Genomic DNA, 24246 nt, shown 5'->3' on the forward strand with positions numbered 1-24246 from the left:
TATAGTATGAAAACTCTCCTAAACTATATTAAAATTACCTGATATATTATGCCGTCACTAAATTATTAAGATTCGTTCATCGTACCCTATACGCAAATTGCATATAAGTGCAATTTTGCCTAAATTTGTGGCACTTAAAAAATAACATGATCTATTTCTTCAGAACCCCCCACGATACTGTTTTTGCATTAAAGTTAACTCGCACTCTCGCATCTTCAGAAATTGCTAAACTGAATTGGTTATTTGGCGGAGCCGAACTATTGCAAGAAAGCGTATTAGCACATTTTTATGTAGGACCCCGGGCGTCAATGGTTACCCCTTGGAGTACTAACGCCGTTGAGATTACACAAAACATGGGAATATTAGATGTCGAAAGAATTGAGGAGTTCCAACAGGTATCATCTGATTTCAATGATTTTGATCACATGCTTTTTCAAAAGTACAGTGAACTAAACCAAGAGATATTTACTATAAATATAACTCCTGAACCGATTATCGCAATAGAAAATATCGCCCAATATAATCAACAGGAAGGTTTATCGTTGAGTGAGGAAGAGATTAGCTATCTCAATGGATTATCAGAAAGATTGGGTCGAAAATTGACCGATTCTGAAGTATTTGGTTTTTCACAAGTGAATTCTGAACACTGTCGTCATAAAATATTCAATGGTACATTCATTATTGATGGGAAAGAGCAACCAGCATCGCTATTCAAGCTGATTCGTAAAACTTCAGAAGAACATCCTAACGATATCGTCTCCGCCTACAAAGATAATGTCGCATTTATAAAAGGGCCAAAAGTGCAACAATTTGCACCTACAAGAGCAGACTTACCGGATTTCTATACTACAAAAGATTTCGATTCAGTGATTTCTTTGAAGGCAGAAACGCATAATTTCCCTACTACTGTAGAGCCATTTAATGGTGCGGCAACAGGTGCAGGAGGTGAAATCAGAGACAGGCTGGCCGGCGGTCAAGGATCATTACCGCTAGCTGGCACGGCCGTGTATATGACTGCCCTTTCAAGACTTGAAAAAAATCGACCCTGGGAAAAGGCAATGGAAGAACGTCCGTGGTTATATCAAACCCCAATGGATATTCTCATCAAAGCTTCTAACGGAGCTTCTGACTTTGGTAACAAGTTTGGACAACCGCTCATTGCTGGTTCCGTGCTTACTTTTGAGCACGAAGAACATGCTAGAAGGCTGGGGTTTGATAAGGTAATCATGTTGGCGGGAGGTGTAGGTTATGGAAAGGCTGACCAATCAAAAAAACAGAAACCTGAAATAGGCGATAAGATTGTTATTTTAGGAGGGGAAAACTATAGAATAGGCATGGGTGGTGCTGCTGTATCCTCAGCAGATACCGGCGCTTTTGGATCTGGTATCGAACTAAATGCCATACAACGATCCAACCCTGAAATGCAAAAACGAGCAGCAAATGCCATACGTGGTTTCGTTGAAAGTAACCATAATACCATTGTATCTATTCATGATCATGGTGCTGGTGGTCATTTAAATTGCCTCTCAGAGTTAGTGGAAGATACCGGAGGAGAAATTGATTTAGACAAATTACCTATTGGCGATCCGACTCTTTCGGCTAAAGAAATTATTGGGAACGAGTCTCAAGAGCGTATGGGATTAGTGATCGGAGAGAAAAATATTAGTACACTTGAGAAAATAGCCGAACGCGAACGGTCTCCATTATACGCTGTCGGGAAAGTAACCGGCGATCACCGCTTTACCATTGCCTCCCAAACAACTGGGCTCACCCCTATGAATCTAGAACTCAAGGATATGTTCGGTAGCTCACCGAAAATGGTGATGGAAGATCAGTCCATTAACCGAACCTACGAACCAACAGTATACAATATTGATAACTTCCATGATTATTTAGAACAACTGTTGCAATTAGAAGCTGTAGCCTGTAAAGATTGGTTAACTAACAAAGTTGACCGGTGTGTTGGCGGTCGTGTGGCCAAGCAGCAATGCGCAGGCCCTTTACAACTGCCTCTGAACAACTGTGGTGTAATGGCTTTAGATTTTCTCGGAAAAGAAGGTGTAGCCACTGCCATAGGTCACGCTCCATTATCAGCCTTAATAGATCCCGGAGCAGGAAGTAGGGTCGCAATTGCCGAATCGTTATCCAATATTATCTGGGCCCCACTAAAGGATGGGCTAAAAAGTGTTTCACTTTCAGCCAATTGGATGTGGCCCTGTAAAAACGAAGGAGAAGATGCACGGCTATACCAAGCGGTAAGAGCATGTTCTGATTTTGCCATCAGTTTAGGTATCAACATACCGACCGGAAAAGATTCCTTATCCATGAAGCAAAAATATGGAGACGGTGAAGTGATCGCCCCAGGAACTGTTATTATTTCTGCTGCTGCGCATTGTAACGATATTACCAAAGTGATAGAACCGGTATTACAAAAAGATGGGGGAACCATTTATTACATTAATATGTCTGGGGATTCTTACAAATTAGGAGGCTCTTCTTTCGCTCAAATTTTAAATAAAATAGGAAATGAGGTTCCTGATATACAGGATATCGATCAATTTAAAAACACTTTTAACACGCTTCAACAACTAATACGTGAAGGTAAAATACAGGCGGGGCATGATGTAGGCAGTGGTGGTTTAATCACTACCTTGTTGGAAATGTGTTTTGCGGATCGTGATCTCGGCGCTTCTATAGATGTAAGTTTCTTGGGCGAAGCCGATATAATGAAAGTGCTTTTTGCCGAAAATATTGGGATTGTATTTCAGGCAGATACCGCTATAGAAACTACGCTTGAAACTAATCACATAAAGTATCATAAAATTGGTCGTGTACTGCCCACTGCAGAATTAGCAATACAACATGGCAACAATACCACCCTAAATCTTGATATTGACCATTTACGAGACGTTTGGTTTAAAACCTCTTATCTTTTAGATAAAAAACAAAGTGGGTCGATAAAAGCGAAGGAACGTTTTGATAACTACAAAAATCATGTACTAAAATACAAATTCCCTGCTAATTTTGATGGAAAAAAGCCTGCGATCGATGACACAAAACCACGTCCTAAAGCCGCAGTGATTCGTGAAAAGGGAAGCAACTCTGAACGAGAACTCGCCAATGCGATGTATTTAGCCGGTTTTGATGTAAAAGATGTTCATATGACTGATCTTATTTCTGGCAGAGAAACCTTGGAAGATATACAATTTATTGGAGCCGTGGGCGGTTTCTCAAATTCAGACGTATTAGGTTCAGCTAAAGGGTGGGCCGGCGCTTTCTTATATAATGAAAAGGCTCGAATTGCCCTGGAGAATTTTTTTAAACGCCCAAACACTTTATCTGTGGGAATCTGCAATGGTTGTCAGCTATTTGTCGAGCTGGACCTTATTCATCCTGATCACAGTGATAAGCCTAAAATGCTCCATAATGATAGCCATAAACATGAGAGTGGTTTTACATCACTCACTATACAACCTAATCATTCGATCATGCTATCCAGTTTAGCAGGATCTACTCTGGGAGTATGGATTTCTCATGGTGAAGGTAAATTCCACTTACCCTATACCGAAGACCAATATCATATTGTCGCGAAGTATGGATACGAAACCTATCCTGCCAATCCAAACGGATCGACCTATAACACGGCAATGTTGTGCGACCGGTCGGGCAGACATTTAGTCATGATGCCACATATCGAACGTTCCATTTTCCAGTGGCATTGGGCTAACTATCCAACAGGAAGACAGGATGAAGTGTCCCCTTGGATAGAAGCTTTTGTAAATGCAAGAAAATGGATAGAAGATCAACAATAGCAAAAGACACATTTCTGCTTAGAAAAGATAGCCCGATTTTTCACATCGGGTCTTTTTAAATTTACTATTGGAGCTTGTTTAAATTCACGTTATGAAACGTGCATGAGGTGACGCTCACAAGAGCAAAGTGATCTCCTTGAACACCACGGAGAACAAATTTATTCTAATGGAAATGTTTATCGCTTATTGTTCTGCGATAATAGATCTGTTTTTGAAGAGATAGCGCTGCTTTTACGTCAAGAAAATACAACGAAGTCACAGCCAAAACAGGCATAAACAAATTATTATTAGATGAATTTTAAACTAGCTCTTAAATTATTAAATCTTTAGTCCGTTAGGTATAAGAGGTAAGTCGTAAAGCTGTTTTCCTGTAGCGTCATGAATGGCATTTCGGACAGCAGGTGCTATACCAACAATGGGTGTTTCACCAGCACCGGATGACGGTAAATCTTTCCTGTCTAAAAGTACAATTTCCAAAGGAGGGATATCTGCAAATCTAGGCACTCGATAAGTAGAAAGTGTAGGGTTGAGAATACGGCCCTCATCAAAATCTACCTCTTCAAATAAGGCACCACCCAAACCTTGAAGAATACAACCCATCACCTGACTTTCCAAATGTTTTGGATTAATAATCGTACCACATTCAAAGGCTGCAACAATGCGTTTTATACTTAACTCGCTTGTATCTCTATTATAGCTCACCTCGACACAAGTAGCGACATAGGCATTTTTCACAAAACCGCAGGATATTCCCTGTCCATTTGTTCCATCCTTTTTAAACACTCCCCAACCAAACTTATCTGCGGCTGCCTTCAAAACTGCTGTCAAACGATCATCTCTAAGATGCGCTATTCTGAATTCCAATGGATCCCTTTTTAGCTGCACAGCAATATCGTTCATTATAGTTTCTATTGCAAAGACATTGGCCGTTGCAGCAAGTCCTCTATAGGATCCCTGCCTGAATGGAGATTTCGAAGGGTGAAATTGTATATTTTTATGCTGAACTTCATAGGGTATCTCTATACCTGCATTACCAGAATTATAATTGCGAAATTCCCAAGAAGTAAGCATTCCTTTACCATCTACGCCAGCTGCCACACTTATAAATCCCGCTGGTCTAAAATAAGCCCATTTAAACTCCTCTTCCCTACTCCATATCACTTTAACCGGCTTTCCAACTGCTTTTGACAGCCTCGCGGCCTCCACGCCAGCTTCGCCACTATGTTTTCCCCCATAGCCCGAGCCCGTATCTGGCATGATCACCCGAACATTTCTTTTAGGCATTTTGAACGCGTCTTCCAGTTCTTCCTGTACGCCAAAGGGTCTTTGGGTTCCCGTCCATACCGTTAAATGTTCCCCTTCCCATTTTGCAACGCCAGCTCTCGGTTCTAACGGCACGTGAGCAATGTATTGCACTTTAAAATCCTGTTTGACTTGTATGAAAGACGTGCTCAATGCATTTCTAAAAGTCGTTTCGGTATCTTCTGGATTGCCCTCTTCTGTTGAATTACTTTTAAGATATTCAAAAATTTCGGTCTTAGACGGATGAGCTGGTTTACTCCATTGTGCCTCTATTTTCACCATTGCATTTTCAGCAGTTTGTGGATCAACAGCGGTTATACCAATAAAACCGTCCCTTTCTATGACGGTAACTCCCGGTAATAACCTTGCGGCCTGCGTATTTACCGACAGCAATGACGCGCCATATACAGGAGGCCTTAGCACCTTTCCATAAACCATATCAGGCAAAACCATATCCGAAACATACTTATGCCTACCGGTTATATAACTTTTGCCGTTCATTTTTGGAACCGAAGTTCCAACTATCGCCCGTTCATTTGGAGAGGTGATTGCCGCATTCTTATTCAATGGAAGTACTATTTTCTGCCCTTTTGTAATTTCACCGTAATGAAGTGATCGACCGGTTTTCGTATTTATAATACTACTATCTTTAGCACGGAGAAATTGTTTATCAACCTTCCATTGTTTTGCGGCCATGGCAATCAGCGCCTCTTTCATTGAAGCAGCTGCTATTCTTAACTGCGGCCCCATATATGGCGTTGTACGACTCCCGAAAGTTCCAGGGTCATAGGGAGTCAAATCCGTATCGCCCATTATCATTTCAATGGTATCCATAGGTACAGAAAGTTCCTCTGCAACGACTTGAGCTAAAGACGTTCTGATGTTCTGCCCCACTTCTACTTTTCCAGTAAATACCGTAATCCGACCTTCTCCATCAATATGTATCCAAGCAGCTATAGATGTTTCATCAACAGGATGATGTATTTTAGATGCCCCTTCAGAAAATGCAAACACATCGGTATAGGTAAGAGCAACGGCTACACCGCCGCCCAGGATCCTTAAGAACTTTCGCCTGCTTAAATCGTTTTTCACGGGAAGAGGTAACAATTCCCGCTCCCTTTTCCGAAGTTGCTTCTTTTCTATTTGGTTAGTATTGCCCATGATTTCCGATTTTTGTGCTATGCCTTTTCTATAGCCTTGATAATTCTTGGATAAATACAACACCTACAAATATTTCGCTGCATTGCTTCGATGATTTCTTGACGTGTAGGAGAAGGGTTTTTGGATTTTAACGCCGCAGCTGAAATAATCATGCCTGATGAGCAATATGCGCACTGAAATGCATCTTCTTCTAAAAACGTCTGCTGTACAGGATGCAATTCACCATCACGTTCCAGTCCCTCTATTGTGACTATTTCTTTGTTCTGCACATTAGCAACTAACGTGATGCATGATGGTATCGCATTTCCGTCAACCAGCACTTTACAAGCACCACAAGCTCCTTCTCCGCAGCCATATTTGCTTCCAGTAAGATTTAAATGAACTCTCAGCACATCTAGAAGACTTGTGTTGCCGGGTATATCTAACTCGTGGTCTTTGCCATTTACATGAATTATCATAGCTTTTAGGTTTATCTCTGCTAAAACCAAATTTAATAAAGAAGTGTTGTTTATACAAATTACAATGATGAACAGTTTCTATATAAAAGATGGATACTTTTTTTCAAGATAACGCTGTATGACCTGCAGATGTGCCTTGAGTTCCTCACTACGATTTTTTCTCCATGCTAATCTCATTTCCAATTGATCAGGCATATCTTTAAGTACGATACTCCTAATACGAAGGTTGAACCCCTTCAAGGTTGATAATCCCATCATTGTTACCCCTAAACCTGCTTCTACTAACCGCAGTACCGTTGATGTATTAGGTGATCGATGTACAATCTTTGGGTTTATATGATGAGTGGAAAGTATTTTGAGAATTTCTTCCATATAACCGTGACCTTCCTGAGGGTGTAACACCCAGTTCTCATCGGCGCAGTCTACCAAACCTGTAAAATTATTTTCATTGATTCGGTGTTCTAATGGAAGGATTAACGCATACTGCTCTCTATATACCGTTATACTGGAAACATCTTCGGGAATAAAGGCATTGGGAACAAATGCGAAGTCTATTTCATTTTTATTTAATTTGTTAAAAATGAGCTCATTGGTACCCTCAACGAGACTGGTTTTCAAGTCTGGCAATAACTTTTCAGTATAAGACAACCACCCTGGAAGTATCGTGTGCATAGCGGAACTGGAGTGCCCTATCCTTATTTCCCCGGCTTTGCCTTCATGAATCAATGCGGTTTTACGCATGCACTGTTTAAACTGGTACAGTAATTTATGACTTTCTGCTTTGAAAAAAGAACCCGCGGGTGTTAGCGAGACCCTTTTATTGTTCCGTTCAAATAGCATAGCCCCTACCTCCTCTTCTAAAAGTTGTATCTGTTTACTCAACGCGGGTTGAGCAATAAAAATCTTCTCAGCTGCTTTGCGAAAATTTAATGTTTCGGCAAGTATTAAGAAATTCTCTAATTGTATGATAGTCATTATAATGATTCCATTTAGTTATCAAACAATCAAAATTAAGTATTTTTAACTATCATTTCAAGGGCGTTATTTTGCTATAAAAACATGAAAAGCCCTTTTATTATTGCTGTATTTTTATCTGTGATGCCAATTATGCTCTCTGCACAAGATGGAAAAAGATCAAACACTACCGAAAAAAAAATAACTTCTTCCTTTACAGCAGAAAAAATAATCATAGATGGGCAACTTACCGAACAGATATGGGAAAAGTCTCCATCGACCGCTAACTTCACACAGATAGAACCGCTTCCTGGAAAGCCAGCTTTTTTCAAAACTATTGTAAAAAGTGTTTACAATAGTAACAGCTTATACTTCGGCATCATAAGTTATGATAGTGCAGGTCGAAATCGTTTAAAGGCTCCGGACTTAAAAAGGGATTTCGATTTCCACAATCACGATCTCGTTGGTATTACAATCGATGGTTTCAATGATGGCCGTAACAGTATGACCTTTTTTGTAAATCCATATGGTGCACAACGCGATTACCTATCATTTGACGACACCTACTTTGATGTGGATTGGAACGGACTATGGAAAGTAAAAACTTCTCGTACAGATGAATATTGGATTGCTGAATTTGAAATTCCGTGGAAAACAATACGTTATAAAGAAGCAAAAAATGGAGCTACAACCTTTGGTCTCAACTTCCAAAGGGTAAGTAGAAATACTAATGAACGATCGGCTTGGTCAGCATATCCTCGATCTGTCGGTTTTAACCGAATGGAATATGCGGGAATTTTAACCGACTTTTCACCACCCAAGCCGACTACAAACATACAGCTAAATCCATATGCTATCTTTTCAAACTACTCCCATACATCGCCTGATATCAAAGCTGGTGGCGAAATAAAATGGGCCGTAACTCCGAATTTGATATTAGACGCTACTCTTAATACCGACTTTGCACAAGCGGATGTAGATCAACCTGTTAATAATTTAACACGCTTTTCTGTACTTTTTCCGGAACGGAGACAGTTTTTCTTAGAAAATGCTTCTCTTTTTGGTGCCGGAATAAGCGGCGGTGAGGGCAGTATGAGTGGTAACATTTCTATGATTCCCTTTTTTAGCAGAAGAATTGGATTAGATGGTGAAAATCGGCCTATCCCATTAGGTTATGGTGGCAGAGCTGTTTATCGTTCAAATCGACGGAACTTTGGAGCAATGTACTTGCAGCAACAAGGGTTAGTTAACACAAGCAATCAACATTATATGGTAGCTAGATTTTCGGAGAATATAGGAAAATATAGTCGCATTGGAGCTATATATACCCATAGCCTGAATATTAGTTATACTGCGGCTACTGACTTTCTTTTTAGGATAAATAGTGAACACGCTATTGATGGTATGTTTGCATACTCAGACAATCAATCGAATAACGCTACGGGCTGGAGTAGTTACATTCAATATCGGTACATTACCAACAAAATGAGAAGTTGGTTTACTTCAACGATAATAGGAAATAACTTTGATCCAGTATTAGGTTTTATCTCAAGAAGTAATGTTTTTGCTAATGTGGTAGGAACTGAGTTAAATATACGGGGGGAATGGCTCCCATTGAAGAAGACGATACGTGATTATGTACCCACCATACAGGGTGAACTTTACCAAGAAGCTTCTTCAGGTAAGACCTTGGAATATCGTGTTGAATTAATCCCTTTATCCTTTAATTTTATAAATGGCGGAAAATTATCTGCATCGTATATACATAACTATCAGCATATATTTTCGACATTTTCACCTTTAGGTGTTCCTATAGTTTACGGACAATATACCTTTGGCCGGCCACTCTTTACGATAGCAAGCGACGCATCGAAAAAATTTTCATATCAAATAGCCTATGAAACAGGAAAGTATTTCAACGGAAAATTAAACACATTAGACGCCACTGTAAATCTGTCTCCAACGCCATTTTCAATGCTTACTGTTAATGTAAATCAAAATCGTTTGAAAAACCTTGGTCAGTACTCGATCAGTAAAAAGGTTAGCCTCTATAATATAAGTAGCAGGTTTGCATTAAATCCACAACTTCAACTTTCTTTACAGTACCAAAGAAACACATTAGACTACAGCAGTTTATATAATATACGTTTCTCATGGGAATACAAACCACTATCGTTCATTTACTTAGTCTTTAACAGTCGGGAATCGAACTTACAAGAAAGACAGTTGGAACAAAATGCATTACTAAAAGTAAATTTGCTTAAGCAATTTTAGTCAACGCTTAGGATAAATGTAATTATTCTATTACTTTTGCCTGTCATGCATAGCAAAAGTGTATTTTGTAGTGCTGAAGAATCAGTGTTTGTGAACATATACATAGAGACCTCTTACTATCCATATGAAATTGTCCAAATTTATATTAACGATTTTGTGCGCATTTGTCTTTTTTGGCTGCAGAAAAGATTCACTTACGTTTGAAAACCCTGACGGTTCTGAAGGATGGCGAAGAGATAGCTCTTTATGGTTTGAAAGCAATATCATCTTAAATGCGTATCAAACTGGTGACAGTATGCTGTTTTTAAATGCAGATCGCATTACTTACCTTGACTACAATCAATCGGAACCGGGTGTTCCTGGCAGTTTAACGTCTAAAATGCTGCCATTTCCTATACCACTTGAAGATCGTTACGCGATGAACGCACAATTGGTAACTGTAAATCAAGGTACGTCCCTTGCCATTATACCAATTAATATGGTTAAAAGTTGGAATGAACACCTCTTGGTCAACGGTACCGATATAGATCCGGATTTTTTGCGATTTGCTACACCCGGTGAGGGCAATATAAATATGGCTCTTCATAACCATGATATTTTCATTCCTTATATGACACGATTGGAATCAGGTTTTCAAAGAATAGGTGGTATTGCACATATAAAGCTTAATCCAAGCACAGATAGTGAGTTATTTACCTTAGCGTCCCTTGAAACTATTGCTTTGCCAGACCTTGAAGAAAATGCACTATGGAGTGCAGTGGAAAAAGTAGACGATACTTTTCTGTTCTCTTTCTACTCGGACACTAGCCCAAAAACATATACAATAGATTTGTCAGGGGTTATAGTAGCTACAAATGATACAGGTTATATTAAATTCTTACAGGATTACCAATCGGGCAATCTATTGGGTATTTTGAACAATTCCGCTGAGCCATTTCATCTTTCAGCGGATAAGGGAAATACCTGGCATAGCAGTACCTCTGCCCTTCCAAGCACTGTAAAAGATATTGTACAGGCTAATATTGATGGTAGAACTTTCGGTTTCCGCAATTCCCAGATTTGGAAAATAGGTATAGAAACCTCCGACCAAGGCGGAAACTTTATCGTAGAAGAGTTGCCCAATGAAGGGCTGGAAGGGCATAAAATTACTACTATCACGGCTTATCGCGATAGCTTGGTGCTTATTGGTACTACTTCTGGCGCTTTCTACAAAAACAAGGAAGTATTCTTAAGTGACAATTAGTAAAATAAAATGTACCGGTTAACGCTGTTCGCTCAGTTCTTCGGCTATCTGTAAGTGTTTGTTGATGATAGGGAAATTTTTGTTAGCAAATGATTTGATATGTACGTCCTTACCATGCTGGCGGGTTGCCGTAAATACTTCGGAGGACTGTTGGTGATCGTCAATAACCATTTGTAAAAAAGCCTTTTCAAATGCATCTGGCGCTTCAGATGCTAGCGCATTTAATTTCTTTTGATGCAACGAATCAATTTCAGTTGGATATACTACGGCTCGTTGTGCTACCACATCCCTCAAATCTTTGGCCAGCTGTTCGTGGTGTTTTACTAACAAACTACCAAAATTTTGTATAGAAACTTTTTCTGACTTTTCCTGTGCTAATTTCCCGGCCGCGACTTCAACCATTGCCGACATGGCAACCTGTTCAACGAATTGTTTATCCGCTTCGATCAAGCGTCCTGAATCAGCGTCCATTTTATTCATTATGGAATCTTCCATACTCAAAGGCTTACCCGCACGTTTATTACGTTCTTCTTGACTACAGGCTGTTATAAATAAAGTGTAGCCAAGTATCAATACTGTGAAAATATTTCTTATCATAACATTCCTATTTATCTTATTATGTTTGCTCTTTTGTTAAAAATGGAGCTTCTCTATTTTTATTTGACTTGGCCCCTCCTATTTAAAGTTTGAAATGTGCTTTAACCGCGCGACCTATATTATCAACACTTTGCTGATCGGCAACCCCATTGACCAGATTCCAAGACTCATTCTCCTGATTAATAATGGAGATTTGGTCACCACGTATATTGATAATAAACACGTCTCCTTGACGTCTAATATCCAGTGTCTCTATTTCTCCGGCTCCACTAACGTCTACATTAATTCTATTATTTTTCATACTATATGTTTTAAAAAAAGGCTTTCGCTATAAGTTCGATCTTTTTCACGTAACAGGGTCTGAAGCCCCATACTTATTACTGAAAGTTATGCGTGTATTCTGCACCGCCGCTGCCCTCAATTGTTTATGAAAAGACGAAACGTTATTAAAATACAATGTTTCAATAAAACGTGATTCTATCAGCAAACTGAACTGCGGTTTGGCAAATGGCCATGGATACACGCTTAAGACCCCATTTTCCACTTGAATAAGTTTATATAGTTTCCCATTTGGGCCTATACTAATATCCAGCTTCCGTTGCTCAGGGGGTTGATGATTTTGACATATGATTAGCGATAAGGCATCACACCATTGAAGTAATCTGTAACGACTTTCGACGTCCTCCTTTGATAATTTTAAATCCTTTCGCCACTCCAATTGCCACTTTTTTAAGGCCTTACAGTAATTCGTTGCTGCTCCCGATTTGCCACTGTATAAAAACTGTATGTGATGGGTTATCAACAATGCAATATACTTACTTTTACTTAAAGCCATGCTTATTAAAGTATCACAAAAGTTCTTCTTAAATGGTCTCATGTTAAAATTCATTGGCCCACCCTGATCATTAAGCACATCATCGTCATCAAACTCGTTATATGCATCGTCATGTTCGGCTACCGCTATAATCGTCTCAAGCCAACGACCTTCAAAAGATGCATGCAGCTGCCAATGAGAACAAATTTCTGCAGCAATCAATCCATGTGCTCTTTGTGTGATGATTTGCCATCCTTTTTTTGTATAGTTAACAATCATATTATTCTAACAAAGCTTCTCTTCACATGTTTTCATGTATTTAGCCGATTTAAACAGATTAGAAATTCCGCTAACCTGAATTAAAAGGTAATCTGTACATGAACCCTTAGGTACTTTTTCATTTCTGCTAACAAATAATCGTTAGGCTTGTTCTAATTAGAAAATATTTCGAGTTCAACGTATATATATCATATGAAAAAAGATAAATCAACGGTAGTTATCACCAACGTACAATATTCCAAAAAAGATATGCCAGATGGCAATATCAAGTTAGCTGTTAACGGTCATATTGACAACGAATATTACGAAACTGTAATTGAGATAAGTTCGGTAATCATGAACGACCCAGAGAGTTTGAAAAATGTATTAGAAAACTCCTTGCTAGACTCACGCGAAAAAACTTCAAAACTAAGGGCAAAAGAATAAAAAATCGAAAAACGGAAGTCAAGTATCTAAAAAATAACATGTCAAGCAAAGATTTATCAGGTTACACCATAGTTATAATCGGCGTAGGCGCTTCGGGCGTGGCATCATTTATACACCTCGTATTAAAATGGATTGTTCAAGTTCGCACAAAAAACATATCAATTGCGTTAATTGAAAGAAAAATGGATTTTGGCCCGGGCTTAGCATATGGTACCGGGCAAGAGGGCCATTTGTTGAATACCAAGGCAGGACTAATGGGCATATTTGCAGAAGAACCATTGCACTTTATACAATGGATGCACGAACATCAGGAGATGATCAAAAAAGATTTCCCACAAGCTGCTATACACCCAGATGCTTACCCTCCCCGCATGTTATACGGGATATACATCAAAGACACCTTAAATCAATACATCACGATCGCTCATAAATACGGTATCAAGGTGACATTAATTTCATCAGAAGTGCTAGATGCTGAGATAAGCGCGAAAAAAATAACGTGCATAATGGAATCAGGCGAACAGATAATTGCCGACATTGGTATCTTGGCCACTGGAACACCCGAAGCAGCTTCTTTTAAAAACTTACGCAGCATTGAGCAGTATCTTTCATCTCCATGGCCAGCCCAACAACTCTTACAGAAAATAAAAAACAAAAAGGCTTCTGTTACTATTATTGGGAGTAGTTTAACAGCAATTGACGCTGTTATGACACTGGTAACAAACAAGCATCGGGGACCAATAAACCTATTTTCGATTAATGGCTTACTCCCTAGAGTACAAGCCCCTAGAGAAACGTCTTACGAAAGAAAGCTGTTAACACTGAGTAATATCCGCAAACTTATACGAACAGAGAGAAGGTCTCTTCGCGTAAAAGATCTTATCCGTTTATTCATGCAAGAAGTTGAAGGTGCTCTAAAACAAAAAATCAACTGGAAAGACACAGAACGTATCGGAAAGTCACCTGTAAACCTACTAAAGGAAGATATCCATTTAGCACTGAAAGGAAAGAATATTTTCCAGGACATTCTTTTTTCCCTACGCTACATCAGCTATGATATATGGAAATTACTACCAGAAGACCAGAAGTTACTTTATGGTCGATGGATTAAACCCTATGTCGATATTAATAGACATCCAATCCCACTGGAGAACGGCATAAAACTACTGAATCTGCTGGAATCAAAACAGCTCAACGTAATTTCCCATAGCAAAGAGATACTTTGGGACGATAGTCGATTAAAATTCATTCTTCAGACAAAAGAAGGAGTGAAAGGTGAAAGTGACTATGTGATCAATGCAACAGGCCCCACCACAGCAATAGAAAAAATGGACGATATACCACTCCTTCGCACGCTACATCATAAAAAACAAATTGTGGCTTACAAACCTGGCGGTGTGCAAGCAGACTTAAACACGATGAAAATTACTGTTAGGGGAATACCGAATGCACCTGTATATGGTGTGGGGCACCTATTGATAGGATTACAGCATGATGTAAATGCACTTTGGTTTAATATTGCCAGAATTGACGAAATGACCGATGCTATTATCAAAAGACTGGTATAATGGACGTTATAAAACAATTGTCGACCCACGTGCTCCCCTTATATGGGTTCATTATATTAGGATATGCTGTTAATAGATGGTTGGGACTCAAAAGCAAATGGATAGCAAAAATACTATTATTCGGGTTGATACCCTTGCTTATTATGGATAACCTGCTTAAAGCAGAACTAAAGGAATTATTTGTAGCTATAGGTATTATATTTGTTTTTGCTTGCTTAATGAATATACCTGCATACTTCACTCACAGATATATGGCAAAGGATTTTAACGTGAACCTTCTACAAAGTTCTTTTTCATATTATAACATTGGGTGGTTTGGTATACCGATTACTTTGGCACTTTTCGGAGATGAACAACTACCGTTAATTATCAGTGCTTACGTAGGCAACGCGTTATACGGTGATACCATTGGTTATTATCTATTTTCACGAACAAAAAAAATCCCTATAAAACATGCCATATATAATGTATTCAAAATTCCTGCGATTTATGCCTGTATAATAGCGCTCACACTGAATAGCTTTTCATTTGAGTTGCCCAGCAGTTTTGAACCTGTCACGAAGGGCATAGGATGGACGGTTTCCAGCCTAGGTATGTTAATTGTAGGGATTATGCTGGGAGGTATGGCTTTTAACTCTGTCTCGCTCAAGTCTTTTGGCAAGCTTTTAATAATGAGATACCTAAGTGGTGCATTAGCATTGCTACTGTTGATAGGCTTAGAACATTGGATTATTCAGATACTGGATAATCAACAGCAAAAATTACTATTGCTAATAGCGACGTTTCCCGTAGCCGCCAACTTGATTGTTTTTGCAGCGTTTCTAGAAACCGAAAAAGAAAGCTCAGCTTTATTAGTGGCTTTATCCACGCTTTTTTCTCTCTTTTTAACTCCCGTATGTTGTTATATCTTATTCAAATAAACGGGGTGGTATAACCTCCATCAACATTCTTAACCCAAGGTAGTTGATGGAGATTTTCTGATAAAGAAAAAGAACTACTGAATAGGAGAAGCGTCAACAGCTGTATCTACAGGGGCCGACAATTCAGTTGTATCTGCTGGATACATCGGTTCTTCAACTGTATCAACGTCCAGATCGTCATTATATTCATTCTCTTGTTGAGGATTACCACAACTTACTAAGATTACGGTTGCCAATACACTGCTAAAAATTAACTTTTTCATAAACATTGTTTTTTAATATATAAAATGATTGTGATAAGGTTTCAATCTTAATGATATAGTATAAGAAAAAATCAAGCCAACATCTAGCGACATGTACAATCTTTATTACAAATGGGGTTTTTCCGCTAACATTTAGTTAATAAGTCAAAATATTTACTTATAATTCGTTTGCAAAATAATAATGTCTATAAAATTCGTCATAAGTTAACACTACTATCCATATATTAGTACATCATCAAAATCAGGCCAAAAACACTATGTTTAAATAATGTTACCAAGAAATTTCGGCTTTGCTCTGACGAACAGAGATAAAAGATGCAATGTTACTGATAAAAGCCCGTAAACCATCCTTTTTAAGGTTTAAATCTATCTATAATTCTCCTACCAGATTTTACATCAACTCCCTTTAACTCTATATACTTCACATCTGGTGCCCAAAATGTACCGCCATCACCAATCCTTATAAAAATCCTTTCTAAAACAGACTCTTTGTTACTAATATCTGTATAAATGTGGTACCTACCATTACTATCTTTCTTCAAGGTTAAAGGCAATTTATTGTAAGCGACGGAACGGACGTCGTAGGTCCCGTCATTATTCTTTTTTGCTGTGATGCCATATGCAAACTTTCGCTGGATAAAATTAAGATCTTTCCTTGCTCCCCCTTCGGGATAACGTATCCAAAAAGCATTAATTGGATTTGCAGTGTTTAATTCACCACTCTTATTAAGGTTCAGCGTATAACAAATGGTGTTCGTATTAGGATCTCGTTGTATATAAAAAAGCAAGTTATCTACCCCTTTCGGTATTGGAAAAGTGTCTATTTTAGTAGAATCCGATGCGCAAAACACATGGCGATTATCAATGGAGGCTGCACATAAACTATATGTGCTGGCGATAAAAGCCATCATGATGCTTAGGCGAATCTGTATATTACTTGACATACCTTAAATAGCTTGTTAAATCATGTTCTTTTAAATACCCAATACTTTTGCAATGTATAGTTAAAGCCAAGTGAAACCATTAAATCCACCATGACCCTGCTAATACGATAATCAATACGCCCTCCCTCTGTTACTAAGTAAGTACCCATAGCTTTCAACAGTATGCTAACACCAACTATTATAGCAAATTTTAGCAACTGAAATCCCATCTTTGTGCTAGCAGCATCTGTCGTTCCTTCAAAAGTCCAGTTTCTGTTGATGGTAAAGTTTGCTAAAGCTCCAACAATACCTCCCAATAGAATCGACACTGTATAGTGGATCTGCAAGTATTCAGTAGAGCCAATCATGATCAGATAGTCAACAATACCTCCTATAAATGCCGATAATTGCGCCTTAATAAAGGTATAAATATTATTTCTCCTGTTCATCGGAAAAATTCTTCTTTACAACCCGTTCCGCTATATCACGTGCATCGCCTAATCTTAATAACTTTCTTGTGTCAACAATATTTACAACAAATAAAATCATCACCACAAGTCCAGAAAAAACACTCACAGTTTTAGGAAAAATCACCTCTATTATAAGAATCACACTTATGATAACCCGTATTTCCGTAGGTCCAACAGTACCTGCGTCTATGGTATATTTATCCGTTATTTTATAGCGTAACTGAGATATAATCATCGCCCAACCATATAAGGCGACAAAAAAATAGGCAAGCAATTCATACCCATTACCTAGATAAACGATAAAACCCAGCCCCATAATAACCGTATTTATCCAATCCATTATAATATCTAACGAGAAGCCGTACCATTTTCTTGGGATATTTCGATAATATGCAATTCTACCATCTAACGAGTCTCCAAACCAGTTAACAAACAAACCAACAACTCCTAATAATAGATACGTTCGCTCAAAATAACTTGCCAAAATAAAACCCGCTAGGACTAACAGTCCTCCCAAAAAACCTACTGCTGTAAGCATATCTGGAGTTATCGCTTTAGGCACTATAGTAACTAAGTAAGAGATTGTACGCTGTTCGACACCTTTCAATAAATTCGTGCGCTTCCTATCATTAAATATACCCTGCGTTCCTTTTTTGCCATTAGAAAGCCTTCTATTAGCTGGAATAATAGTATCCTCCCATAAATTGTTTTCTTTCATCAATCCTTTAAATTAGCCAATTTAGGCTATGTTGTCAATCAAATATAATTTCTAAAAATAATGGAAATATAATTTTATGACAACTCAATAGTTTGTGATATAGAAAAGCAATAATTTAGCCAATTATCGCTTTTTTCCTTTTTTCTCAAAATCAGAACCAAATATTTTATCCCATAAAGGGGAGCTGACACCGTAACCTTTGTCAGCATCTTGGTAATGATGTAACATATGATGTTGCTTAATTTTTTTCATAATGCCACTTTTGAAATTGTAATGGTGCATGGCATAATGGCCAATATCATAAAAAAGGTATCCAACCATAAATCCCGGAAAAAAAGCAGCCATTTGCATTTCATTAAAAAATAGTTTGAAAAAGTAAAACAAGGCTAAAGCTAACGGAATACTTACTGACGGTGGCATTACTAAACGTAACTTATCCATTGGATAATCATGGTGAACTCCATGAAATATAAAGTGTATTCTTTCCATAATTTTTCCTTTAGGCGGTAAGTGAAAAACAAAACGATGCATTACATACTCCGTAAGCGACCAAACAAAAAGGCCTATTAAGAAAAAACCAAAGTAAAACCCTATGGAAACTTGATAAGAAGCAAACGCTTTCCAGGTGAAATAAAGAACTACAGGCACAAATAATATCAAAGGTACGGTAAAGTGTACTTTAGTTAGTGGTTCAAGTAAATTACTTCTGAACATTCGTACCGACTCCTGCGAGTTCGAAACATATTTTTTTGCCATGACCAATAATTAATTCTATTAGTAAAAACTATATACAAACTTAGATAAACTTGATTTGATATGCAATCTGCCTTGGCACATCCGCTTTCTAAAAATCAAATTTTACGCGAGCCCTTACTCCCCACTTTGCAACATTCGGATGATCTAAGTAGTTAAATCGCCTAATTAAATCTACGCGCACTAGTTTAAAAATATTCGCAATGCCTACACTCCCCTCTACATATGGCGTGCTACCTAGAGCATAACTAATGGGAGCGCCATTTTCGTCCGTGGAAAATCTATATACCGAATTATTATAATTCGGATTGTTTTCATCCCTTAAGCCTCCCCATAACCCTTTAAAGCTCACAACTTCACGCCATTTCAGACGCCTAAGTAATGGAATTTTATTGAACAGAAAACCATTCATATAATACTGCACATTAACAGATGCATAGTGATCGCTTACGAACTCTAAGAAATTCATCAAATTGTAAGAATTGAGTTGGTAAGCATACGTTTGATTCGCGCGGTGAACCGCTAATAAAGGAAATGGTATATTCTCTCCCAAAATATAACCACCTTCTAAGGTAACATCTGAATAACCAAATTGTGATAAATACACACGTTTAAAAATGTTAGCACTGAAATTATGGTAGTCGTTTGTACTATTCAACACATTCTTTAGTCCCATATTGTAGCGAAGAGTAAATATTGGGTATTTATTAAAGATAGGTATCCTATACACTTTTCCTTGATAAAACTGCTCATTTGGCGCATATCGCAATTCGAAGTTTACCTCAGAAGACGTTAACTCATTAATATTAAAAAGATCTCCATTCGCATCTAATTGTCGGTATAATAAAGCTCCTGCAGGGCGCTGGCGCCAATGGGTAAAGCCGACTTTATAAGAAAGGCGGCTTGGCAACTCACGTACATATTCTAATTTAGCCAAATCATTATATAACCACCGATTATTGTCGCCACGTTTAAAAGATAACAAGAAATTATCTTCCTGAACAAACTGCAATTCCTCTCCTGGTATCTTGGTATCATGCTGATAGCTAGCTTTGATATAATGCAGGGGGAAGGTGTACACAGATTTGTTATTTAAAGAATAAGTAGCAGCTCCAAAATATTTCCATTTTTCGTCCCTAAACCCATAGGCACCATATGTTTCAAAAAACATTCGTTTGCTGAAGTCTGTTGTTGTTCTTCCTCCTAAGCGTAGTCTAAAACCTTCCACAGGATTAAAGCTATAAAAAGTACTAGCGGGCCCTATTTCAAATTTCCCGAACGATTTATATCCTGCCAACAATACCGTCCCCCAGTCCATTATTCTCCTAAATGATTTGATAGTCTGCAGTGTGTCTACATTCTTATAAATGCCTACTTCACGTAATTCTAGGGGCATATGTCGAACATTCTCCCAGTATTCTTCAGTAGTTTTCACTTCGGGATTATATGCAATTTCTTCTTCAGGTCCTTTATATATACTGTCTGGACGCACTTCTCCTATCTTGTATTTTTCGAAAGATACAGTACGTTCTCCCAATATACCACCACCCTTCTCTCCCAAGGCAAATTCCATGGTCAGTGTGCTCTTACTCAAATGGTAACGGCCATCGGGGTTTTTACTGTATTCCAGTTTAGCTTGGAGATCTCGCATAAAGTTCAGATTGATATCCTTATTAACCGTTAAATAAGCATTCTGAACAGCATAATTGCCATCAAGGGTAATAAAGAGCTTTCCTTCAAACAACATATCGGCTTTATTACGGGGCACAAAACTCAATTCAACCAACCACGGCTTTTCGGTTTTTACAGTATCGCTGATAAAAAACTTATAAAATGTAGGTGAATTATTAGCAATGGGGCTTAAGAATAGATTCGTCGTAATGGAAATATCATTATCATAAATATTTATATCTTCATAGAGGCGATGTAAATAGTTACTGACACCATCATTATCAATAAAATGTGGGTCAAACTCAGCTTTCTTATCTCCTAAGATATACCGTTTCTTCTTGTATGGGCTTTTGCGGAAATAGATATTAGAAAGTCGTTCTTCCATGTACGCCGGCAAGACGTTTGTCCCGCCAATAGCGTTAGAATCCTGCTCAGAAAATAGAAATTGATAGTTTCTGAAAATTCGTTTTTCCTTAAACTTATTCGAAAGGTTACTCAGAGCCATCGACAACTTACTATACTCCTCAAACTCAACGAAGTCGTAATGCTCCATCTGGTTTTCTTTCTTATGTGCAATAACTTTTCTGATGAGCTCAACGGCAGGATTATTCTTATTTCTGTAGCGTCCTCTCTTACCTGTGACAACTACTTCATCAAGCATAGCTGCATCTACCTTCATTTGAAGGTTAACCACCTGATCTTCGCCAGGTACAATTTCTTTTTCTACTGGTAAATACCCTATGTAGGCGAATTTCAACTTTGTATGATTACCTTCAATTTTAATGCTATAATGCCCCTCATCGTCGGCTGAAGTGCCAATAGATGTACCTGGAATCAATACACTTACATAAGGCAACGTCTCTTTCGTTGAAGCATCGGTAATCACTCCCTTAACAATAGTTGTTTGACCAAAAGCAAACTGCCCTATTAAGGTAAAAAGAAGAAATAAATAAAAATAAATAACTTTCCTATATCGTTGTTTTACAAACATTTTCACGTTCTTGAAATATTAAATCAGATGCGAAAACTAAACTGATCGCTTTCGTGCAAAATAAAGAATTTTACGTAAGACATTTGTGGTCAAAAAGTCAAAAACGAATCTCTTCCGATCAGGTAATCATAGATTTGACCTCTATGTAATAGATAATTATATCACATAATCGGAATTGAGAGCAAACAATAGTTAAAGGGAATTCACCATCAATAATAAGAAGTGATGCAATTAATTTGTCAAAGATTTTTCAAATAATCTATAACGTTTATACTGTTCTCCATTTATTTGCTCTATAGCATGGTTCATCAAGTAATTGTCTTCCAGCATCCACGAACATTCAGCATATTTTATATTTGTGCCTTCTGCATTTTTTATCAACTGTCCATACAAGCAGGCTTCAATACCTAATTTCCGATAACCATCGAGCACACCCAGTAACAGTACGCGTAATCCTGTCACCTTCTTCAAACCAAACAACAATCTAAAAATGCCCGTCGGTAGCAAGCGACCTCTTTTGATTTTGATCAATATTTGATTAATGTCTGGAACTCCTAATGCAAATCCAACCATCTTACCATTTTGTTCCGCAATGATACAGTATTTGGGGTCAAGAATCATTGCCAAATCTTTGGCCATAAAGTCAAATTCCTCATCGGTCATAGGAACAAAACCCAAATTCTTATCCCAAGCACTGTTATATAGTGCTTTCACTTGCGGGATTTCCGTTTTTAGACGTTTCTTGTCGATTTGACGAATAATGATATTGCTTCTTTTCAAACGTCCCTTTAAAGCATCCAATAAGCGGACTGACCGATCGTTCACATCTTTTCTTACAATAAGATAAGCAAGTAAATCTGTCTGTTTTTTTAAACCTACATTTAAAAGTAACTGCTCGTAATACGGTTTATTATAAGGCATCATCGCAACTGGAGGCAGTTCATATCCTTTAACCAACAACCCACAGGTATCATTGGTAGATAGGTTAACAGGACCGATCAATCTATTTGCGCCTTTCTGCCTTAACCAGTTCGTTACATGTTTCATCATCACATCGACAACTCGCTGATCATCAATGCTATCAAAAAAGCCAAAAAAACCATCGTTCGCTTTTGTAAAAGCATTATGATTGTTGTTATAAATTGCAGCGATACGACCTACAATCCGGTCATCATCATCGTAGGCCAAAAACGATTGAATAAATGAGTGTCGGTGAAAGGGATGTTTTCCAGGTGTAAGCATATCCCTTTGAGCTATAAAAAGCTCTGGCACATAGTTTTTATCATCTTTATATAAATTATGCGGAAAATCAATAAATGCTTTCAGCAGTCTTTTGGATGATACTTCAATGACCCTCATAGATAATTTAGTACTATATAATAACGACGATTGTTTTCTGAATTCTAGTTACGCGATTTTCACAAACTCACTCGCCAATGTTTTACGATATGCTTTTGTTAATTTGCTTATAGCCTCATCTATCTGATCAAAAGTATGCGTTGCCATTAATGAAAGACGGATTAACGAATCTTGTGAGGCCACAGCTGGAGAAACAACAGGGTTAACGAAAACCCCATCCTCCTGTAAGGTTTTGGTAATCAAAAATGTCGCATCGTTATCTCTTATATAAACAGGCAATATCGGACTCTCCGTTTTTCCTAAATCAAAACCATTCTCTATTAACAATCGTTTCGCGTAGTCCGTGTTTTTCCATAAGTTTTCGATATGTTCTGGTTCGGACTTGATAATTTCTAATGCAGCAAGTACGCTCGCTGCCGCTCCGGGAGTCATACTTGCACTAAACATAAGCGACCTTGCTCTGTGTTTGAGGAATTCTATCGTATTTGCATCACTTGCAATGAAACCACCTAAAGAAGCCAGCGATTTACTAAACGTCCCCATGATTAGATCCACATCATCTGTTAAACCGAAATGAGAAGCTGTTCCTGCACCACGGTCACCGATCACACCTAGACCATGTGCATCGTCTACCATCACGGCTGCATCAAATTCTTTTGCTATATTAACGAGCTCGGGTAACCTAACAAAATCACCTTCCATACTAAACACCCCATCAACCGCAATCAGTTTAACGGCATCATTAGGAAGCTGTCCCAACCGCTGCCTGAGGTCATTCATATTATTGTGCTTGTATTTAATTACTTTGGAAAAAGATAAACGGCTACCATCTATAATGGAAGCATGGTTGCTGTCGTCTAAAACCAAATAATCGTTTCTACCGGTTAAACAGGAAAGCGCTCCTAAATTCGCTTGGAAACCTGTGCTGAACAGAACAGCGCCCTCTTTACCGACATAATCTGCCAGTTTTTCTTCGAGCTCCTCGTGAATATCCAAGGTTCCATTTAGGAATCTCGACCCTGCACAACCAGTGCCATACTTAGCTGTAGCATTTTGAGCAGCTTCAATAATTTTCGGATGGTTGGTAAGGCCTAAATAAGAATTTGAGCCAAACATTAGAACTTTTTTCCCATTTATGACAACCTCTGTATCTTGACCGGATTCAATAGGTCTAAAATAAGGATAAAGACCTTTCTCTTTTATCACCGCCGCATCTTTAAAATCTGCTATACGCTTGTCAAAATTTCTACTCATCTAAATAAAATTTAAAACCATCAGGTTTATCTACTT

Annotated in this window: 20 protein-coding genes; 6 read left to right on the forward strand and 14 right to left on the reverse strand. The window is 38.2% G+C overall.

Annotated elements, in window-relative coordinates:
* Positions 1-146: 146 nt before the first annotated feature.
* Positions 147-3812 carry a phosphoribosylformylglycinamidine synthase gene (gene purL / locus H8S90_RS20245; RefSeq protein WP_187339618.1) on the forward strand — a complete coding sequence of 1222 codons (3666 nt, stop codon included), beginning with the start codon at positions 147-149 and terminating at the stop codon, positions 3810-3812.
* A gap of 318 nt (positions 3813-4130) precedes the next feature.
* Here purL and H8S90_RS20250 read toward each other — a convergent pair whose 3' ends face one another.
* The 3 genes from H8S90_RS20250 to H8S90_RS20260 all read right to left on the reverse strand — a co-directional run bounded on the left by H8S90_RS20250 (position 4131) and on the right by H8S90_RS20260 (position 7708).
* Positions 4131-6275 carry a molybdopterin cofactor-binding domain-containing protein gene (locus H8S90_RS20250; RefSeq protein WP_187339619.1) on the reverse strand — a complete coding sequence of 715 codons (2145 nt, stop codon included), beginning with the start codon at positions 6273-6275 and terminating at the stop codon, positions 4131-4133.
* Positions 6276-6292: 17 nt separating this feature from the next.
* Entirely contained in the window at positions 6293-6733 is a 441-nt protein-coding gene (locus tag H8S90_RS20255; protein WP_187339620.1) for a (2Fe-2S)-binding protein, read from the reverse strand.
* A 78-nt stretch (positions 6734-6811) separates the two neighbouring features.
* On the reverse strand, positions 6812-7708 hold the full coding sequence (locus H8S90_RS20260) for a LysR family transcriptional regulator (protein ID WP_187339621.1): 897 nt from the start codon (positions 7706-7708) through the stop codon (positions 6812-6814).
* A gap of 84 nt (positions 7709-7792) precedes the next feature.
* Between H8S90_RS20260 and H8S90_RS20265 the strand changes: the two genes are divergently transcribed.
* Both H8S90_RS20265 and H8S90_RS20270 read left to right on the forward strand, forming a co-directional pair.
* Positions 7793-9961: a carbohydrate binding family 9 domain-containing protein gene (locus H8S90_RS20265; RefSeq protein ID WP_187339622.1), complete on the forward strand. Its 2169-nt coding sequence runs from the start codon at positions 7793-7795 to the stop codon at positions 9959-9961.
* Positions 9962-10115: 154 nt separating this feature from the next.
* On the forward strand, positions 10116-11204 hold the full coding sequence (locus tag H8S90_RS20270; protein WP_222852149.1) for a hypothetical protein: 1089 nt from the start codon (positions 10116-10118) through the stop codon (positions 11202-11204).
* Between the two features lie 18 nt (positions 11205-11222).
* Here H8S90_RS20270 and H8S90_RS20275 read toward each other — a convergent pair whose 3' ends face one another.
* The 3 genes from H8S90_RS20275 to H8S90_RS20285 form a co-directional block, all read right to left on the reverse strand.
* Entirely contained in the window at positions 11223-11801 is a 579-nt protein-coding gene (locus H8S90_RS20275) for a DUF4142 domain-containing protein (protein WP_187339624.1), read from the reverse strand.
* Positions 11802-11883: 82 nt separating this feature from the next.
* The gene (locus tag H8S90_RS20280; protein ID WP_187339625.1) at positions 11884-12102 is read right to left on the reverse strand and encodes a hypothetical protein; all 219 of its coding nucleotides are present in this window, start codon (positions 12100-12102) and stop codon (positions 11884-11886) included.
* Between the two features lie 45 nt (positions 12103-12147).
* The gene (locus H8S90_RS20285) at positions 12148-12894 is read right to left on the reverse strand and encodes a DUF3891 family protein (protein WP_187339626.1); all 747 of its coding nucleotides are present in this window, start codon (positions 12892-12894) and stop codon (positions 12148-12150) included.
* Positions 12895-13086: 192 nt separating this feature from the next.
* Here H8S90_RS20285 and H8S90_RS20290 point away from each other — a divergent pair, with 192 nt between their 5' ends.
* The 3 genes from H8S90_RS20290 to H8S90_RS20300 are packed head-to-tail and all read left to right on the forward strand — an operon-like array spanning position 13087 to position 15808.
* The gene (locus tag H8S90_RS20290) at positions 13087-13320 is read left to right on the forward strand and encodes a hypothetical protein (protein ID WP_187339627.1); all 234 of its coding nucleotides are present in this window, start codon (positions 13087-13089) and stop codon (positions 13318-13320) included.
* 38 nt (positions 13321-13358) lie between these two features.
* Positions 13359-14888 (forward strand): FAD/NAD(P)-binding protein, encoded by a 1530-nt coding sequence (locus H8S90_RS20295; protein ID WP_187339628.1) that lies wholly within the window; start codon positions 13359-13361, stop codon positions 14886-14888.
* Positions 14888-15808 (forward strand): AEC family transporter, encoded by a 921-nt coding sequence (locus H8S90_RS20300; protein ID WP_187339629.1) that lies wholly within the window; start codon positions 14888-14890, stop codon positions 15806-15808. Before H8S90_RS20295 ends, H8S90_RS20300 begins: the two co-directional genes overlap by 1 nt.
* Positions 15809-15882: 74 nt before the next feature.
* Here H8S90_RS20300 and H8S90_RS26275 read toward each other — a convergent pair whose 3' ends face one another.
* From H8S90_RS26275 to H8S90_RS20340, 8 genes are all read right to left on the reverse strand, one after another.
* Positions 15883-16071: a hypothetical protein gene (locus H8S90_RS26275; RefSeq protein WP_255501670.1), complete on the reverse strand. Its 189-nt coding sequence runs from the start codon at positions 16069-16071 to the stop codon at positions 15883-15885.
* Between the two features lie 353 nt (positions 16072-16424).
* The gene (locus H8S90_RS20310) at positions 16425-17015 is read right to left on the reverse strand and encodes a DUF4833 domain-containing protein (RefSeq protein ID WP_255501671.1); all 591 of its coding nucleotides are present in this window, start codon (positions 17013-17015) and stop codon (positions 16425-16427) included.
* Between the two features lie 20 nt (positions 17016-17035).
* Entirely contained in the window at positions 17036-17443 is a 408-nt protein-coding gene (locus H8S90_RS20315; protein ID WP_187339631.1) for a GtrA family protein, read from the reverse strand.
* A complete protein-coding gene (locus H8S90_RS20320) occupies positions 17427-18182 on the reverse strand; it encodes a CDP-alcohol phosphatidyltransferase family protein (RefSeq protein ID WP_255501672.1) in 756 nt (251 codons plus the stop codon). The genes H8S90_RS20315 and H8S90_RS20320 overlap by 17 nt, the downstream gene beginning before the upstream one ends.
* 123 nt (positions 18183-18305) lie before the next feature.
* Positions 18306-18896: a sterol desaturase family protein gene (locus H8S90_RS20325; RefSeq protein WP_255501673.1), complete on the reverse strand. Its 591-nt coding sequence runs from the start codon at positions 18894-18896 to the stop codon at positions 18306-18308.
* A 130-nt stretch (positions 18897-19026) separates the two neighbouring features.
* On the reverse strand, positions 19027-21597 hold the full coding sequence (locus tag H8S90_RS20330) for a DUF5686 and carboxypeptidase-like regulatory domain-containing protein (protein ID WP_187339633.1): 2571 nt from the start codon (positions 21595-21597) through the stop codon (positions 19027-19029).
* A 231-nt stretch (positions 21598-21828) separates the two neighbouring features.
* Positions 21829-22956, reverse strand: coding sequence for a hypothetical protein (locus H8S90_RS20335; RefSeq protein WP_187339634.1), 1128 nt, complete (start codon positions 22954-22956; stop codon positions 21829-21831).
* Between the two features lie 48 nt (positions 22957-23004).
* On the reverse strand, positions 23005-24210 hold the full coding sequence (locus H8S90_RS20340; protein ID WP_187339635.1) for a pyridoxal phosphate-dependent aminotransferase family protein: 1206 nt from the start codon (positions 24208-24210) through the stop codon (positions 23005-23007).
* Positions 24211-24246 lie beyond the last annotated feature (36 nt).

The sequence above is a fragment of the Olivibacter sp. SDN3 genome (genome assembly GCF_014334135.1).
Lineage (GTDB): Bacteria > Bacteroidota > Bacteroidia > Sphingobacteriales > Sphingobacteriaceae > Olivibacter.

Coding starts and splice junctions, on each gene's coding strand:
- H8S90_RS20265 (WP_187339622.1), top strand. CDS start 7,793: ATGAAAAGCCCTTTTATTATTGCTGTATTTTTATCTGTGATGCCAATT.
- H8S90_RS20285 (WP_187339626.1), bottom strand. CDS start 12,894: ATGATTGTTAACTATACAAAAAAAGGATGGCAAATCATCACACAAAGA.
- H8S90_RS20260 (WP_187339621.1), bottom strand. CDS start 7,708: ATGACTATCATACAATTAGAGAATTTCTTAATACTTGCCGAAACATTA.
- H8S90_RS20255 (WP_187339620.1), bottom strand. CDS start 6,733: ATGATAATTCATGTAAATGGCAAAGACCACGAGTTAGATATACCCGGC.
- H8S90_RS20275 (WP_187339624.1), bottom strand. CDS start 11,801: ATGATAAGAAATATTTTCACAGTATTGATACTTGGCTACACTTTATTT.
- H8S90_RS20330 (WP_187339633.1), bottom strand. CDS start 21,597: ATGTTTGTAAAACAACGATATAGGAAAGTTATTTATTTTTATTTATTT.
- H8S90_RS20250 (WP_187339619.1), bottom strand. CDS start 6,275: ATGGGCAATACTAACCAAATAGAAAAGAAGCAACTTCGGAAAAGGGAG.
- H8S90_RS20315 (WP_187339631.1), bottom strand. CDS start 17,443: ATGAACAGGAGAAATAATATTTATACCTTTATTAAGGCGCAATTATCG.
- H8S90_RS20335 (WP_187339634.1), bottom strand. CDS start 22,956: ATGAGGGTCATTGAAGTATCATCCAAAAGACTGCTGAAAGCATTTATT.
- H8S90_RS20340 (WP_187339635.1), bottom strand. CDS start 24,210: ATGAGTAGAAATTTTGACAAGCGTATAGCAGATTTTAAAGATGCGGCG.
- H8S90_RS20300 (WP_187339629.1), top strand. CDS start 14,888: ATGGACGTTATAAAACAATTGTCGACCCACGTGCTCCCCTTATATGGG.
- H8S90_RS26275 (WP_255501670.1), bottom strand. CDS start 16,071: ATGAAAAAGTTAATTTTTAGCAGTGTATTGGCAACCGTAATCTTAGTA.
- H8S90_RS20280 (WP_187339625.1), bottom strand. CDS start 12,102: ATGAAAAATAATAGAATTAATGTAGACGTTAGTGGAGCCGGAGAAATA.
- H8S90_RS20310 (WP_255501671.1), bottom strand. CDS start 17,015: ATGTCAAGTAATATACAGATTCGCCTAAGCATCATGATGGCTTTTATC.
- H8S90_RS20290 (WP_187339627.1), top strand. CDS start 13,087: ATGAAAAAAGATAAATCAACGGTAGTTATCACCAACGTACAATATTCC.
- H8S90_RS20325 (WP_255501673.1), bottom strand. CDS start 18,896: ATGTTCAGAAGTAATTTACTTGAACCACTAACTAAAGTACACTTTACC.
- H8S90_RS20295 (WP_187339628.1), top strand. CDS start 13,359: ATGTCAAGCAAAGATTTATCAGGTTACACCATAGTTATAATCGGCGTA.
- purL (WP_187339618.1), top strand. CDS start 147: ATGATCTATTTCTTCAGAACCCCCCACGATACTGTTTTTGCATTAAAG.
- H8S90_RS20320 (WP_255501672.1), bottom strand. CDS start 18,182: ATGAAAGAAAACAATTTATGGGAGGATACTATTATTCCAGCTAATAGA.